The organism is Vreelandella sulfidaeris Esulfide1, from assembly GCF_054072535.1.
Window position 1 is genome coordinate 240483 of the sequence record NZ_CM133364.1, and the last position, 12574, is coordinate 253056.

The window sequence follows — 12574 nt, forward strand, 5'->3', positions numbered from 1 at the left end:
GAAGAAACTGAGTGAGTGGGCTGATAGGTAAAAGGGAAGGCAGGAAGCCAAAAGGCCAAAAGGCCAAAAGGCCAAAAGGCCAAAAGTTAAACAGGACGTTAATGGACACTCCGCCCACTCACTGGTTACAGCGCAAGGAGGCGCTGTTCATCAACCTAAGGGAGTGGACCGATGCAAAACGACCATCTCGTAAAAATGAGGTGGTTTTTTTGCGTGCGTGAAATTTTTTAACCCACTGTTTTAAAACTGCTTTTAAAATTTTCTATTTGCTTTGCTGTTGCGTAGATGGCTCACGTACAGATAAAAGCGGTGTTTTGGACTACTATCCCTATAATTAATCCAAAATGTAGCGGTTAGAAAACGTCAACGTAACGGCCGCACACGATCAGGGACAAAATTATGGCGATGGCATTGATGTTATGCATGTTTGTTTTGTTCTTAGGGTTTTCGGGTGTGGGGGTGTATATGATGTTTAAGACATCATTTATGGCACGCCTTGATGAACGTGAAGACCTGCCGCCCGACATGTAGATGACTGGCTGTAAAATATAAATATATCGAAAAGAAGCATTAGCGCCCGCATAAGCGGGCGTTTTTCGTTAATGCTTTAGCAGACTAAAGAGGTGACTTACCCCATCCAATAAAGGCTGAGCAAAGCAAAGGCATAGCCCATCGCCGCACCTGCCAGTACATCACTGACATAGTGCAACCCCAGGCCGACTCGGGAGATCGCAATCAGCAGGGTTAACGGCAGAATGATAGGGAGTAACCAAGGGGTGTGGGTGGCCACTAACACACTGAACATTACCGCATGCATGGTATGGCCGCTGGGGAAGCTGTAACGATCGCGTGCTGGTTCGCAGCACTGAATGCCCAATTTATAGGTGATAAAGGGCCGTTCACGGCATAAACGCGTTTTCACCAGCCGATAAACGGCAACAGCAAACAACGCGATGACACTGTACTGCATCAATCGCCAAGCACTATTCGGCTGGAGCCAAGGCTGGGCAAGAATAAGCAACACCCAAACAGGCCAATCGCCTAAACGGCTGGCGGCCTGCAAGGTGATACGCCAGGGGCGATAGATCGATAGCCGTGATATACGTTGGCAGAACTGCCACTCCAGCAGGTCAAGACGGTCGAATACGACAAGCGGACGCGGGCGCATGATGAGCCTCCAGGGCTTGGTGTAAGTAATGCAAAAACTGCTCGGCAATACCCATCCAGCTCTGCTCCAGCGCACGTAAACGTGCTACTCGACCCAGGCGAGCGTAGTCAGCCGGATGTTGGCACAGGTCTACCGCTGCCTGTTGAAAAGCAGCACTATTGCCCGCGGGTACAGTGATCCCATTGTGTCCACTGTTAATGAGTTCGGCGCTGGCCGCGTGGTCGTAAGCCACCACGGCCAAGCCGCTGGCCATGGCTTCTGCGACCACATTCCCCCAGGTCTCTGAAAGCGAGGGGAAAATAAATAGGTCCGCGCTAGCATAGTGGCGAGCAAGCGCCTCTTGTCCCACGAAACCGGTGAAATGCGCGTCGGGTAGCGCCTTCTCTAACTGTGCCCGCCCGGGGCCATCACCTACGATCACCTGAGCGATATCGGGACGCACCTCGCGCATCGCTTGGAAACTCTCGTGCAGCAACGTGAGGTTTTTTTCCGCTGCTAATCGACCAACGTACAGGGCGACCGGCTGATGCTCGCTAACCCCCCATCGCTGACGCAGCTGAGTATCGCGATAGGCAGGAGAGAAGCGTTCGCCATCCAGCCCACGTGACAGGACATGGACGCCCCGAATGCCTTGTTGCTTAAGCGATTTAGCTTGCAGATGGGTAGGCACCAACGTCAGTGCACAGCCGTTATGAAAGTAGCGCAGGTAACGTCGAGCCGTCGAAGCTAGCCACGTAACGCCATAATCTTCGCAATAATGGTCAAAGTTGGTATGCCAGCCAGCCACCAACGGAATATTAAGCTGTCGGGCCGCTTGACGAGCCGCCCAGCCAAGTGGGCCTTGGGTCGCTAGGTAGATAACGGCAGGACGATGTTGCTGCCAAAAGCGGCGCAGGGTGGCAGGCTTCACCAATCCCACTTGTACATCGGAGTAACCGGGCAAGGCTAAGCGCTGAACCTGCAACTCGCGGTTAACCCCAGTGGCGCTAGCGTCGATTTGGGGGCGGGGTCGAATAACGTCAACCGGCACTCCTTGGCGGTTGAGTTCATAGCTTAACCGGCTCAGCGTATGGGCGACGCCATTGATATCTGGAGACCATGTTTCACTAACGATGCACAGTCGCATGAGCGATTCATCCCTTTATCACGTTTAAAGGCAGTGTGGGCGCAGAGAATGACAATGCAGAGTCAAGCAAATGAATAAGCGATGACATCCTGGTGAGTAGACCCCATCGGCATTCAGGCATGAGGGGCGGTTTGCTCAACGGTAGGTGACGGTATATGAACGCTTACGCACGCCTCTTATTGGCAGAGTGTAAAAGCTGAACTAGCCTCAAAGAGAGCAGAGCGGTGATCGGTTGAAAAAGGGGAGCGACTCAGGAAGAGGCTAAGGCAAGGGGTTTACAATGGATGTAGCAATGAACATGCACGAATACGGTGATATGCATTTGGATATCTTCACCTTGGATACCCAAGGTATCACTGTAAGAGAAGACGCGTTGGCCATCGAAGAGGCGTTAGAAATCCGTTTGGCGGGGGCCGAGCCAGTTATCACTATGCGAACGCCAGGCCACGACCGGGAACTGACGGCTGGGCTGATGCTGAGTGAGGGACTGGCGCGAACGAAAGATGATTTTGAGGTTATCGACCATCTCGTCGGGCAGCCCAATGTTGTACAAGTAGTGCTAAAACGCTTTAGTGCCACTAAGGCCGAGCAACTGGAGCGGTCATCGCTCTCCAACAGTGCTTGCGGCGTGTGCGGCAAGAAAAAGCTGAACTTGGAGATAATGCAGGGGCTGAACCCCCTGACATTTTCGACGCCACTACATCGCCAACTGTTGTCGTCTTTACCAGCAGAACTATACAAGCACCAAAAGCTCTTCGAGCAAACCGGCGGGTTACATGCCGCTGCATTGTTTGATGCCAGTGGACAGCTACTGGCATTAAGAGAGGATGTTGGGCGCCACAATGCGGTGGATAAGTTAAATGGATGGGCATTATTGAACGGCCAACTACCCCTCGACGACCGCATTATCCTGCTAAGTGGGCGCGCCAGTTTTGAACTCATTCAGAAATGCATCATGGCGCGTGTGTCGGTTGTCTGTGCTATCTCCGCCCCTAGTAGTTACGCGGTGCGCCTAGCGAGAGAGTTCGGCATAACGTTGGTGGGCTTCCTGCGAGAGGGGCGCTTTAATATTTACTCAGGCGCGGAGCGCATCCTGGGTCCCTCTTATGCGTTGCCTAATGAGGCAGAGAACAAGCGTCCCGCTTAGTCACGTTCAGCTTAGTCTGGAAGGACGTTTCACTTCACGCACATGGCATCGCCGCACGGTTATCATTTAAGCATGGCAAGGGCCACAAGTAATGGCAGTAGGACAACCAACATGACATCGACAGTTATTATTACCGGGGCCAACCGCGGCGTCGGTTTGGCGCTGGCAGCGCACTACTTTGATGCCGGCTGGCAGGTAGTCGGCGTTTGTCGGCAGACGTCTGAAGAATTAGCGCGTGTGGCCCATCAGGTGATTGAGGACATTGATGTTACTCAGCCTGATGATGTCGACCGGCTAGTCAAAGCGCTTAATGGACAAGCAATCGCTTTGTTAATTAACAATGCCGGACTGCTACGTGATGAGTCGCTGGGTGATATTGATTTCGACAGTATTCGCGAGCAGATGGAAATCAACGCTTATGCACCGTTGCGGGTCGCTGAAGCTTTGCTTCCCAATCTCGAAAAAGGCAGCAAAATCGCCAATATTACCAGCCGAATGGGCTCCATCGCCGATAACGACTCAGGTGGGCGTTATGGTTACCGTGCTTCTAAAGCGGCGCTTAACGCGTTTGGTAAATCGCTGGCAATGGATTTAAAGCCCAAAGGTATAGCGGTAGCCCAGCTTCACCCTGGCTATGTGCAAACACGCATGGTTAATTTTGGTGGTTTGATTAGTCCGCAAGAAGCGGCTTTAGGTATTGCTGCGCGTATCGAAGCACTGACGTTGGATAACAGTGGTGGGTTTTGGCATAGCAATGGCGAAGCACTTCCCTGGTGATGGCAGTATGGGCATGAATGTCGGCCAATAATTGATTCAAGGAGGAAGTCGATGAAAATGTATGTACGTTTCGGCGCCATGATTGTGACGGCCACCGTGATCATGCTGGGATTGATGTATCTGAACACTTATCAGCTAGACCATGTCACTTTCAGTGAAACCCGTACCTACATGGCTATCGTCATGGGTGCCACGATGGCGGTAGTCATGCTGGGGTTCATGCTTGATATGTACTCCAAAAAAGGCGTGAACGTGGCCATTTTGCTGGGCAGTATCGTGGTGTTTGCCGGAGCGCTGTGGCTGGTGCGTAGCCAGCAGACGGTGGATGACGTTTCTTATATGAAAGCGATGATTCCTCACCACTCCATCGCCATTCTGACCAGTGAGCGTGCCCAGATATCCGATCCCCGCGTACGCGAACTTGCCGATACAATTATCGAGACGCAACGGGAAGAAATCGCAGAGATGAAGGCCCTAATAGCGGACCTTGAGGATGAGTAAAAAAGTTTATTAGCACCATTCTACTGGGGTAAAGTCGCTCTACCTGGACAAAGTCGATACGGCTAGATCGTGTTAGTTCTCTTTCCCGTAACACTATTGAAAGGATGCAGGGCGTTGCGGGTCACGTAGAAACGCAAGGTTTCACCTTCGGCGACCGGTGGTTGGCCCGACACACGAATCACGGTGGGCTGGTCGCTGTCGGCGAGACGTACATACAGGTGGCTTTCGGCACCGGCGGCTTCAAAGAGCTCCAGGGTTGATTCTACGATGAGATTTGGTTCGTCCGGCGGGGTTAAGAGCATGTCATCCGGGCGTATGCCGACAATATCCGTGTTCGCTGGCAGGTTATCCAGTATGCCGTTGGCACCCCGCGCATGTAAGTACTCAACCGGGAGCATATTCATGGCGGGAGAGCCGATAAAACCGGCGACGAACATGGTTGCCGGGTAGGCGTAAATCTCCATGGGCGTGCCCACCTGCTCAATCTGCCCATCGTTCAGTACCACCAAGCGGTCGCCCAGGGTCATGGCTTCCAGCTGGTCGTGGGTCACATATAAGCTGGTGGTTTTAAGGCGTCGCTGTAGCTGCTTGATCTCTACCCGCATCTGTACGCGCAGTTTGGCATCCAGGTTGGAAAGCGGCTCGTCAAACAGAAACGCGGCGGGGTCGCGTACCAAGGCGCGACCCATGGCTACCCGCTGGCGCTGGCCGCCGGAAAGCTTGCGCGGTTTGCGCTCTAAAAACTCTTCGATCTCAAGCATTTTGGCGGCAATGCTTACGCGTTTTTCAATCTCCTCTTTATTAAAGCCGCGGTTCTTCAGCCCATAGGCGAGGTTGTTGTACACCGTCATGTGCGGGTAAAGGGCGTAATTTTGGAACACCATGGCGATGTCACGCTCGGCGGGTTCGAGATTATTCACCACCCGCTCGCCGATTTTGAGCGTGCCTTCGGTAATGGTTTCAAGCCCCGCCACCATGCGCAGCAGGGTAGATTTGCCGCAGCCGGAAGGCCCCACCAGCACCACAAACTCGCCATCCTCGATCTGTAAATCGATGCCTTTGACGGCGTGAACATTGCCGGTATACGTTTTTTTCAGCCCTTCCAAGGTAATGCTGGCCATCTTATTTCTCCGTCTCGGTCAGGCCTTTCACAAATAGGCGTTGCATAAACAGAATCACCAATACCGGCGGCAACGCTGCCATGACGACCGCCGCCATTACTAGGTGCCACTGGGGGTTCTCTTCTGAGGTCATACGCTGGATACCCATCACAATGGTGGTGTAGTCGGGATCGGTGGTGATCAGTAGCGGCCAAAGGTACTGGTTCCAACCGTAGATAAACATGATCACAAACAGCGCGGCGATATTGGTCACGGAAAGCGGCATTAAGATGTCCTTAAAGAACTTCATCGGCCCGGCGCCGTCTACCCGCGCGGCTTCCAGCATCTCTTCGGGAATAGTCATAAAAAACTGGCGGAACAAAAAGGTCGCCGTGGCCGAGGCAATCAACGGTATCGACAGCCCGGCAAAGCTATTGAGCATGTTGAGATCGGCGACCACCTGAAAGGTAGGAATAATGCGTACTTCGACCGGTAACATCAGAGTGACGAATATCAGCCAGAAAAAAAACATCCGGAAACGAAAGCGGAAGTAGACAATGGCAAAGGCGGACAGCAGCGAAATGGACAGCTTACCCACGGTGATCGCCATGGCCATGATAAAACTGTTCCAGAGCATCTGGGCGGCGGGCGGTGAATTAGCTGTCGATACGCCGGATTTCCACATCAACGTATAATTTTCAATCCCGTGGCTGCCGGGCAGTAACGGTATCGTGCCGCGCAGTAGCTCATCAGGGGCCTGTGTCGACGCCACCAGAGCGATATAAACCGGGAATATCACCAGCGCCACGCCAATAATTAACACGGCATGGGCGAAAAAATTGGCCCAGGGTCGGTTTTCAACCATTTTGTCACTCTCTCCGTCACTCTTTCCACAAGGCCCGACAACAAGGCCTGTTAAATGGGCTTGTTAATAATTAACGCGCCGCTCGATAAAGCGGAATTGAATCACTGTCAGTGCCACCACAATCACCATGAGAATTACCGACTGAGCCGCTGAAGAGCCTAAGTTGAGCCCCACAAAGCCATCGGCGTAGACCTTATAAACCAAGATATTGGTCGACTGAGCCGGCCCGCCCTGGGTGGTGGTGTGGATAATGCCGAAGGTATCGAACATGGCGTACACTACGTTGACCACCATCAGGAAGAAGGTGGTGGGTGAGAGCAGCGGAAAAATAATTGTCCAGAAGCGCTTAATGGGGCTGGCGCCATCAATCGAGGCGGCTTCAATTAGCGATTGTGGAATGGATTGTAAGCCCGCCAGAAAGAACAAAAAGTTATAGGAGATCTGCTTCCAGGCGGCGGCGAGAATCACCAGCAGCATGGCATCGCTACCCGAATTGCGGTGGTTCCACTGATAACCCAGCATTTCCAGCATATAGGGCACGATGCCGATGGAGGGGTTGAAGATAAACCACCACAATACGCCGGCAAGGGCAGGGGCAATGGCGTAGGGCCACACCAGCAGCGTGGTGTAGGTGCTGCGCGAACGAATCATCCGGTTCACGGTGCTGGCTAGCAATAGCGCCACTGACATTGACACCAGCGTGGTGCCCACCGCAAACACCACCGTGACCGATAGTGAATTGAGATAGCTGCCGTCACGGAATAGCCGAGCAAAGTTCTCAAGGCCTACAAAGGTTGAACGCAGCCCAAAGGCATCTTCGCGCAATAACGACTGATACAGCGCCTGGCCCGCCGGCCAGATAAAAAAGATCAGGGTAATGATCACCTGGGGTGCCAGCAGGGCGAAAGGCAGCCAACGCCCCGGAAAGGTCATGCGTTTAGTTTGCATGGGCAACTCTGCAAATTATGGGCAAACATAAGAAACATAAGCATCAATAAACGAAAGCGCCGCCTACCCTGTGGGCAAGCGGCGAAGTGAGTGCTTGTTTATTGATTGGCGGATTCGAAGTCACGCAGTAGCGCATTGCCGCGCTCAACCGCGTCGTCCGCCGCTTCCTGCCCGGTTTTTCCACCGGTCATCACGGCTTCCATCTCTTCAGAGATAATGTCGCGAATCTGTACGAAGTTACCAAAGCGCAGGCCTTTCGAATTTTCGGTTGGCTCGTTGAGGGTCATCTGTTTCAACGAAATATCCGCACCAGGGTTCTCATCGTAGTAGCCCTGTTCTTTGCTTAAATCCCAAGCGGCTTGGGTGATGGGCAAGTAGCCGGTTTGCTGGTGCCACTGCGCCTGCACTTCGGGCTGGGAGAGGTACTCAAAAAATGCCGCAACCGCTTCGTACTCTTCCTCGCTATGGCCTTGCAGTGTCCAAAGTGTCGCGCCGCCGATAATTGAGTTCTGGGGGGCGTCTTCTACGTCGGCGTAGTAGGGCTGCATGCCGAAGCCTACTTCAAAGTCTGAATTGGCGGCTACATCGGCGCGGGAGGCTGAAGAACCAAAGAAAACGGCGCAATCCTGAGAATAGAACATTGGCTCGGAGTCTGGTCCGGTACCGGGGCCAGCCCAGCGGTATACGCCTTCCTCTTGCCAGTCGTGCAGGTTATCCCAGTGACGGGCGACCAGCTCATTGTTGAAATTAAACTCGGTTTCCAGCCCGCCAAAGCCGTTTTCCAGCGTGCCCAGCGGTGAGTTATGCATGGCGGAGAAGTTTTCCAGCATCACCCAGCTAGGCCAAGAGGAAGTAAACCCACAGCTGGCCGCACCGGATTCGACGATCTGGCGAGACGCCTCGGCCAGCTCTTCCCACGTTTCGGGGGGTTGTTCAGGGTCTAGGCCCGCTTCCTCGAACATGTCGCGGTTGTAATACATGATCGGCGTGGAGGAGTTGAACGGAAACGACAGCATGTTGCCATTGGTGTCGGTGTAATAACCCACTACCGCAGGCAAAAAAGCGTCGTTATCGAAAGCGCGACCATGCTCTTCCATCAGCTCATACACCGGGTAGATGGCGCCTTCGGCGTTCATCATGGTGCCGGTGCCGACTTCAAACACCTGCAGAATGTGCGGCTGCTCATTAGCGCGGAAGGCCGCAATGGCTCCGGTCATGGTTTCGGCATAGGTGCCGCGATAGCTGGGCGTGACCCGGTACTCACCCTGGGATTGGTTAAAATCTTCAGTGATGCCTTCAAGAATTTCACCCAGTTGACCGCCCATGGCGTGCCACCAGCTAATGTCAGTGGCGGCGTGGGCAGATAGGCTCAGGCTGGCAGTAGCGACACCAACGGCAAGCGCATGCAGTGTAAAACGAGACATGACAGCTCCTTGTGGGCCTGAATTTGATCAGGCGTGCAATGCGTTTATTAAGTTTTTTGGATGCACTGAACAATAGAAAGTGTAGATGACGTTTTGATGAATGCGTGATGAACTCGCAATTAAATTTAGCCTGAACAGGTTGAGTAGGCGTAGCACCATGCCAGTGGTAGGGTTAGCGGTAAGCCACTTTAGAAAGAGAGCGTAATGTCCCAAGCCATCGCCTTGCTCGAAAAACTAGTCGCCTTTGACACCACCTCTAGCGAATCCAATTTAGCGCTAATTGAGTACGTTGAAGGCTATTTGGCTGAGGTCGGCGTTAGCGCCGAGCGGGTAATGAGCCCCTGCGGCACCAAAGCCAATTTGATTGCAAAAATCGGCCCGGATGCGCCGGGCGGGGTAATGCTTTCCGGCCATACCGATGTGGTGCCGGTGGCGGGGCAGCCATGGTCCAGTGACCCCTTTACGCTGCGCGATGGCAACGACGGCCGACTTTATGGGCGCGGCACTTGCGATATGAAAGGGTTTATTGCCTGTGTTCTTTCCATGGTGCCCGCCTGGGTGAAAGCACCTTTGCAGCAGCCTATCTATCTTGGCTTTTCATACGATGAAGAGATCGGCTGCGTCGGCGCGCCAAGCCTCATTAAGCGCTTTTATGAACGCTACTCCAGCACCGCCCATGTGATCGTCGGTGAACCGACCAGCATGCAGCCGGTGGTGGCGCAGAAAGGGGCGACAAATCTGCGCACCACGGTAATTGGCCGCGAAGCCCACAGCAGCCAAGTTAACCAGGGCACCTCTGCCATCCATGTAGCGGCCAGACTCGTCACTTTTATTGAAGACACCATGGCGGCGTTAGTTGAAGAGGGCCGGGTCGATGAAGCGTTTAACGTGCCGCATACCAGCCTACATGTCGGCAAAATCAAAGGCGGTACGGCGATCAATATCATGGCGCGGGAATGCCAGTTTGAGTGGGAAATTCGCCACCTGCCAACAGATACCTTCGACGAAATATACGCGCGCTATGAAGCGTTTTGTGAACAGTTAAGCGCTGAGCTGCAGGCCAAAGGCAAGCACGTTGACATCATTACCGAGCCCCTTAACGTGACGGTGCCGGGGCTGGCCGACCGCGATAATGACCAGGTGCTGCGCCTAGCCAAAGACCATTTGCCCGCCGCCTGCTGTAACCACGCAGTGGCTTATGCCACGGAAGCAGGGCAGTTCCAAGGGCAAGGGCTACAAACGATTATTCTTGGCCCCGGTAGTATTGCCCAAGCGCACCAACCCGATGAGTATATTGATGTTGAACAGCTCGAAGCGTGCCAGGATTTTCTAGCTAAAATGGGCAAGGCACTCGAAAGGCCTGCTTAACGCTGAACTATGGCTGAGCTATGGATAAATAAAAATCCCACCCGGTTTAAAGGGGTGGGATTTTTTGATCTACCAAGTCAGTGCTGAGGGTGTTCTTCAAACAACTCCGCTTTGGCATGGCGCATCACATCTTCGCACGCCTGCTGTTGGGCTAACTGCGTTAGCAGGCGCTGAGTTACTTCGAAGCCCTTGCCTAAGCAAGTATCCACTTCGTGCTGGCTAACCGCAGGCGTCACTCGGTAGTCAATTTTAACCGTGCGCCCGCCACCTTCTAGCCGATCAGCAACTCCCCTGAGCCGCCACGCGATTTTCTCTTTCCAAGTTGCTGATTCTTCCGCGCCTTCGTTTACGCTAAACGTGCACTGCCATTCCGGTTTAAAGACCTTCATAGGAGAACCTCCAAAAAAATTTGGAAAGAATGATCAATCGTGATTCGTACTCCATCGTCTGAATATGTTGCCCCACCACTATATACCTAACGCAGCGCGAATATCGAAACAATAGTGATACACCTCGGGCGACGCGCATAAGACGAATCGGTTAATCTATAAAAGACGTGGCTAAAGAGCTTAAGTTATGACCCGTACGACTGAGGTAAGTTGCCACTGCGGTAGCGAATTAACGCTTGATAAATGTTGTGGCCGTTATCATCAGGGCGAGGTGGCGCCGACCCCTGAAGCGCTAATGCGCTCTCGCTATTCGGCGTTTGTGTTAGGGCTTTGCGATTATCTATTGGCAACATGGCATCCCACCACACGGCCTGCAGAACTTACACCTGATCCTCAAACTGAGTGGAAGTCACTGGTTATTATGAGCGCAGAGCCAGCGCTTGGGGACAGCGGCCAGGTGCATTTTCGTGCCTATTTCTATGACAGTGGGCGTGGGCGAAAAGGTTGGCATGTATTGGAAGAGGTCTCTCGCTTCGTTAAAGAACAGCAGCGCTGGTGGTACGTTGATGGCGCCCCTACGCTTACCCGCTTAAAACCGCGCCGAAATGACTCATGCTTATGTGGTAGTGGCCGTAAATTAAAGGTATGTTGCGGTGAGTAGGCGCACAGCGCTAAGCGAAGTGAGGCGTTGAGTCTTCTGCTGGGATTAGCATAAGACTGGAATTAGCATAAAAAAGCAGTCGGAGAATAAGAACTTGCGAAAAGGCTCAAGGAGTACGCTTAAAGGGTGGTTGGGAATCTGGCTATGCGCCTGGAGCCTGACTACGCTGGCTGATAAACCTTTCCCTACATCCGACATTACCCTTGTCGTGCCGTTTGGCCCAGGCGGAGCCACGGATGTGCTGTTTCGTGCGATAGCCGCTGAAGCACAAAACTATTTAGGCACGCCTATCGAGGTCGTCAACATCGCGGGCAGTGCTGCCACGCGCGGTTCGCAAGTTGTTAAAGATGCCGCTGCGGATGGGTATACGCTATTGGGCAGTCATCAAACCATTGATTTAGCTTACCTCGCAGGGGCATCTGCCTATTCGCATCATGCCTTTGCACCCGTTGCCTTAATAACACGAACAGTAAACATACCCGCAACCTATGCAGGCCATCCCATTCTACGAGCCAGTGACATTCCTGAACTGGTTGCTAAGCAGACCCAGCCGTTGCTGTTTGGCGTCATTCCTCAATCCACTGATCACTTTTTTTGGCTGCATTTTTTTCATCAAACCGGTATTGCTACAGAGGCAGTCGAGTTTGTGCATTACCCGGATACCGGGGCTCAGGTGGCAGCCTTGCTCGCCCATGAAATTGATTTTGCGATGCTCAACTTGCCCTCAGCGGGTAGCCTGTTCGCCGCCAATGCGCTCACACCATTGGGTGTGGCTGGTGAAACCAGATTAACCGGTTTGCCTGAGGTCGCCACCTTAAAAGAGCAAGGGATCGAAATGGTAAATACGACTGACCGGGGCGTTTTTGTACCGTTGACGACTGCTCCAGAAAGATTAGCTATATTGGCGAATGCATTTGAGCAGGCTCTGGCTCAGCCAGCCTTGGCACACACTATCGAGCATGTTCATGGTTCTCTGATCGATTACCGTCCGCTTAGTAGCTATGCCGACTACCTCAATCAACAGTACGCGTTGTTACAGTCTCTGTCGGAAAGCGTCGCGTTTAAACGTTAGCCATCAGTGACGTGCTAAGTAGGGGCTT

At 53.1% G+C, this 12574-nt stretch carries 13 protein-coding genes; 6 read left to right on the forward strand and 7 right to left on the reverse strand.

Annotated elements, in window-relative coordinates; genetic code table 11:
* Positions 1–628: 628 nt before the first annotated feature.
* Both ACW44H_RS01185 and ACW44H_RS01190 read right to left on the reverse strand, forming a co-directional pair.
* Complete coding sequence (locus ACW44H_RS01185; protein ID WP_457506272.1) at positions 629–1168, reverse strand: phosphatase PAP2 family protein; 540 nt, start codon at positions 1166–1168, stop codon at positions 629–631.
* Positions 1131–2294, reverse strand: a complete 1164-nt coding sequence (locus ACW44H_RS01190) for a glycosyltransferase family 4 protein (protein WP_457506274.1) — start codon at positions 2292–2294, stop codon at positions 1131–1133. Before ACW44H_RS01190 ends, ACW44H_RS01185 begins: the two co-directional genes overlap by 38 nt.
* Before the next feature lie 280 nt (positions 2295–2574).
* On the opposite strand from ACW44H_RS01190, the gene fdhD reads away from it, so the two are divergent.
* The 3 genes from fdhD to ACW44H_RS01205 all read left to right on the forward strand — a co-directional run bounded on the left by fdhD (position 2575) and on the right by ACW44H_RS01205 (position 4719).
* A complete protein-coding gene (gene fdhD, locus ACW44H_RS01195; protein ID WP_457506276.1) occupies positions 2575–3441 on the forward strand; it encodes a formate dehydrogenase accessory sulfurtransferase FdhD in 867 nt (288 codons plus the stop codon).
* A 111-nt stretch (positions 3442–3552) separates the two neighbouring features.
* Positions 3553–4218 (forward strand): SDR family oxidoreductase, encoded by a 666-nt coding sequence (locus ACW44H_RS01200; protein WP_457506278.1) that lies wholly within the window; start codon positions 3553–3555, stop codon positions 4216–4218.
* Positions 4219–4269: 51 nt separating this feature from the next.
* Positions 4270–4719 (forward strand): DUF305 domain-containing protein, encoded by a 450-nt coding sequence (locus tag ACW44H_RS01205; protein ID WP_457506280.1) that lies wholly within the window; start codon positions 4270–4272, stop codon positions 4717–4719.
* A 62-nt stretch (positions 4720–4781) separates the two neighbouring features.
* On the opposite strand, the gene ACW44H_RS01210 is transcribed toward ACW44H_RS01205, so the two are convergent.
* The 4 genes from ACW44H_RS01210 to ugpB form a co-directional block, all read right to left on the reverse strand.
* Positions 4782–5840 carry a sn-glycerol-3-phosphate import ATP-binding protein UgpC gene (locus tag ACW44H_RS01210; protein WP_457506282.1) on the reverse strand — a complete coding sequence of 353 codons (1059 nt, stop codon included), beginning with the start codon at positions 5838–5840 and terminating at the stop codon, positions 4782–4784.
* A 1-nt stretch (position 5841) separates the two neighbouring features.
* On the reverse strand, positions 5842–6684 hold the full coding sequence (gene ugpE / locus ACW44H_RS01215) for a sn-glycerol-3-phosphate ABC transporter permease UgpE (RefSeq protein WP_457506284.1): 843 nt from the start codon (positions 6682–6684) through the stop codon (positions 5842–5844).
* A gap of 63 nt (positions 6685–6747) precedes the next feature.
* Positions 6748–7632 carry a sn-glycerol-3-phosphate ABC transporter permease UgpA gene (ugpA, locus tag ACW44H_RS01220; RefSeq protein ID WP_447045289.1) on the reverse strand — a complete coding sequence of 295 codons (885 nt, stop codon included), beginning with the start codon at positions 7630–7632 and terminating at the stop codon, positions 6748–6750.
* Positions 7633–7730: 98 nt separating this feature from the next.
* The gene (gene ugpB, locus ACW44H_RS01225; RefSeq protein ID WP_457506286.1) at positions 7731–9056 is read right to left on the reverse strand and encodes a sn-glycerol-3-phosphate ABC transporter substrate-binding protein UgpB; all 1326 of its coding nucleotides are present in this window, start codon (positions 9054–9056) and stop codon (positions 7731–7733) included.
* A 204-nt stretch (positions 9057–9260) separates the two neighbouring features.
* Between ugpB and argE the strand changes: the two genes are divergently transcribed.
* Entirely contained in the window at positions 9261–10424 is a 1164-nt protein-coding gene (argE, locus tag ACW44H_RS01230) for an acetylornithine deacetylase (protein ID WP_457506288.1), read from the forward strand.
* 77 nt (positions 10425–10501) lie between these two features.
* Here the strand turns inward: argE and ACW44H_RS01235 are convergent, their stop codons facing one another.
* Positions 10502–10813 (reverse strand): hypothetical protein, encoded by a 312-nt coding sequence (locus tag ACW44H_RS01235; protein WP_064235036.1) that lies wholly within the window; start codon positions 10811–10813, stop codon positions 10502–10504.
* A 187-nt stretch (positions 10814–11000) separates the two neighbouring features.
* Here ACW44H_RS01235 and ACW44H_RS01240 point away from each other — a divergent pair, with 187 nt between their 5' ends.
* Both ACW44H_RS01240 and ACW44H_RS01245 read left to right on the forward strand, forming a co-directional pair.
* The gene (locus tag ACW44H_RS01240; RefSeq protein ID WP_457506291.1) at positions 11001–11474 is read left to right on the forward strand and encodes a YchJ family protein; all 474 of its coding nucleotides are present in this window, start codon (positions 11001–11003) and stop codon (positions 11472–11474) included.
* A 94-nt stretch (positions 11475–11568) separates the two neighbouring features.
* On the forward strand, positions 11569–12546 hold the full coding sequence (locus ACW44H_RS01245; RefSeq protein WP_457506293.1) for a tripartite tricarboxylate transporter substrate binding protein: 978 nt from the start codon (positions 11569–11571) through the stop codon (positions 12544–12546).
* The last annotated feature ends 28 nt before the right edge of the window (positions 12547–12574 follow it).

Bases quoted from the DNA above. Each gene is read 5' to 3' on its own strand.
- ACW44H_RS01205 (WP_457506280.1), top strand. From the start codon at position 4,270: ATGAAAATGTATGTACGTTTCGGCGCCATGATTGTGACGGCCACCGTG.
- ACW44H_RS01240 (WP_457506291.1), top strand. From the start codon at position 11,001: ATGACCCGTACGACTGAGGTAAGTTGCCACTGCGGTAGCGAATTAACG.
- ACW44H_RS01200 (WP_457506278.1), top strand. From the start codon at position 3,553: ATGACATCGACAGTTATTATTACCGGGGCCAACCGCGGCGTCGGTTTG.
- ugpA (WP_447045289.1), bottom strand. From the start codon at position 7,632: ATGCAAACTAAACGCATGACCTTTCCGGGGCGTTGGCTGCCTTTCGCC.
- ACW44H_RS01190 (WP_457506274.1), bottom strand. From the start codon at position 2,294: ATGCGACTGTGCATCGTTAGTGAAACATGGTCTCCAGATATCAATGGC.
- ACW44H_RS01235 (WP_064235036.1), bottom strand. From the start codon at position 10,813: ATGAAGGTCTTTAAACCGGAATGGCAGTGCACGTTTAGCGTAAACGAA.
- ACW44H_RS01210 (WP_457506282.1), bottom strand. From the start codon at position 5,840: ATGGCCAGCATTACCTTGGAAGGGCTGAAAAAAACGTATACCGGCAAT.
- ugpB (WP_457506286.1), bottom strand. From the start codon at position 9,056: ATGTCTCGTTTTACACTGCATGCGCTTGCCGTTGGTGTCGCTACTGCC.
- ACW44H_RS01185 (WP_457506272.1), bottom strand. From the start codon at position 1,168: ATGCGCCCGCGTCCGCTTGTCGTATTCGACCGTCTTGACCTGCTGGAG.
- argE (WP_457506288.1), top strand. From the start codon at position 9,261: ATGTCCCAAGCCATCGCCTTGCTCGAAAAACTAGTCGCCTTTGACACC.
- fdhD (WP_457506276.1), top strand. From the start codon at position 2,575: ATGGATGTAGCAATGAACATGCACGAATACGGTGATATGCATTTGGAT.
- ugpE (WP_457506284.1), bottom strand. From the start codon at position 6,684: ATGGTTGAAAACCGACCCTGGGCCAATTTTTTCGCCCATGCCGTGTTA.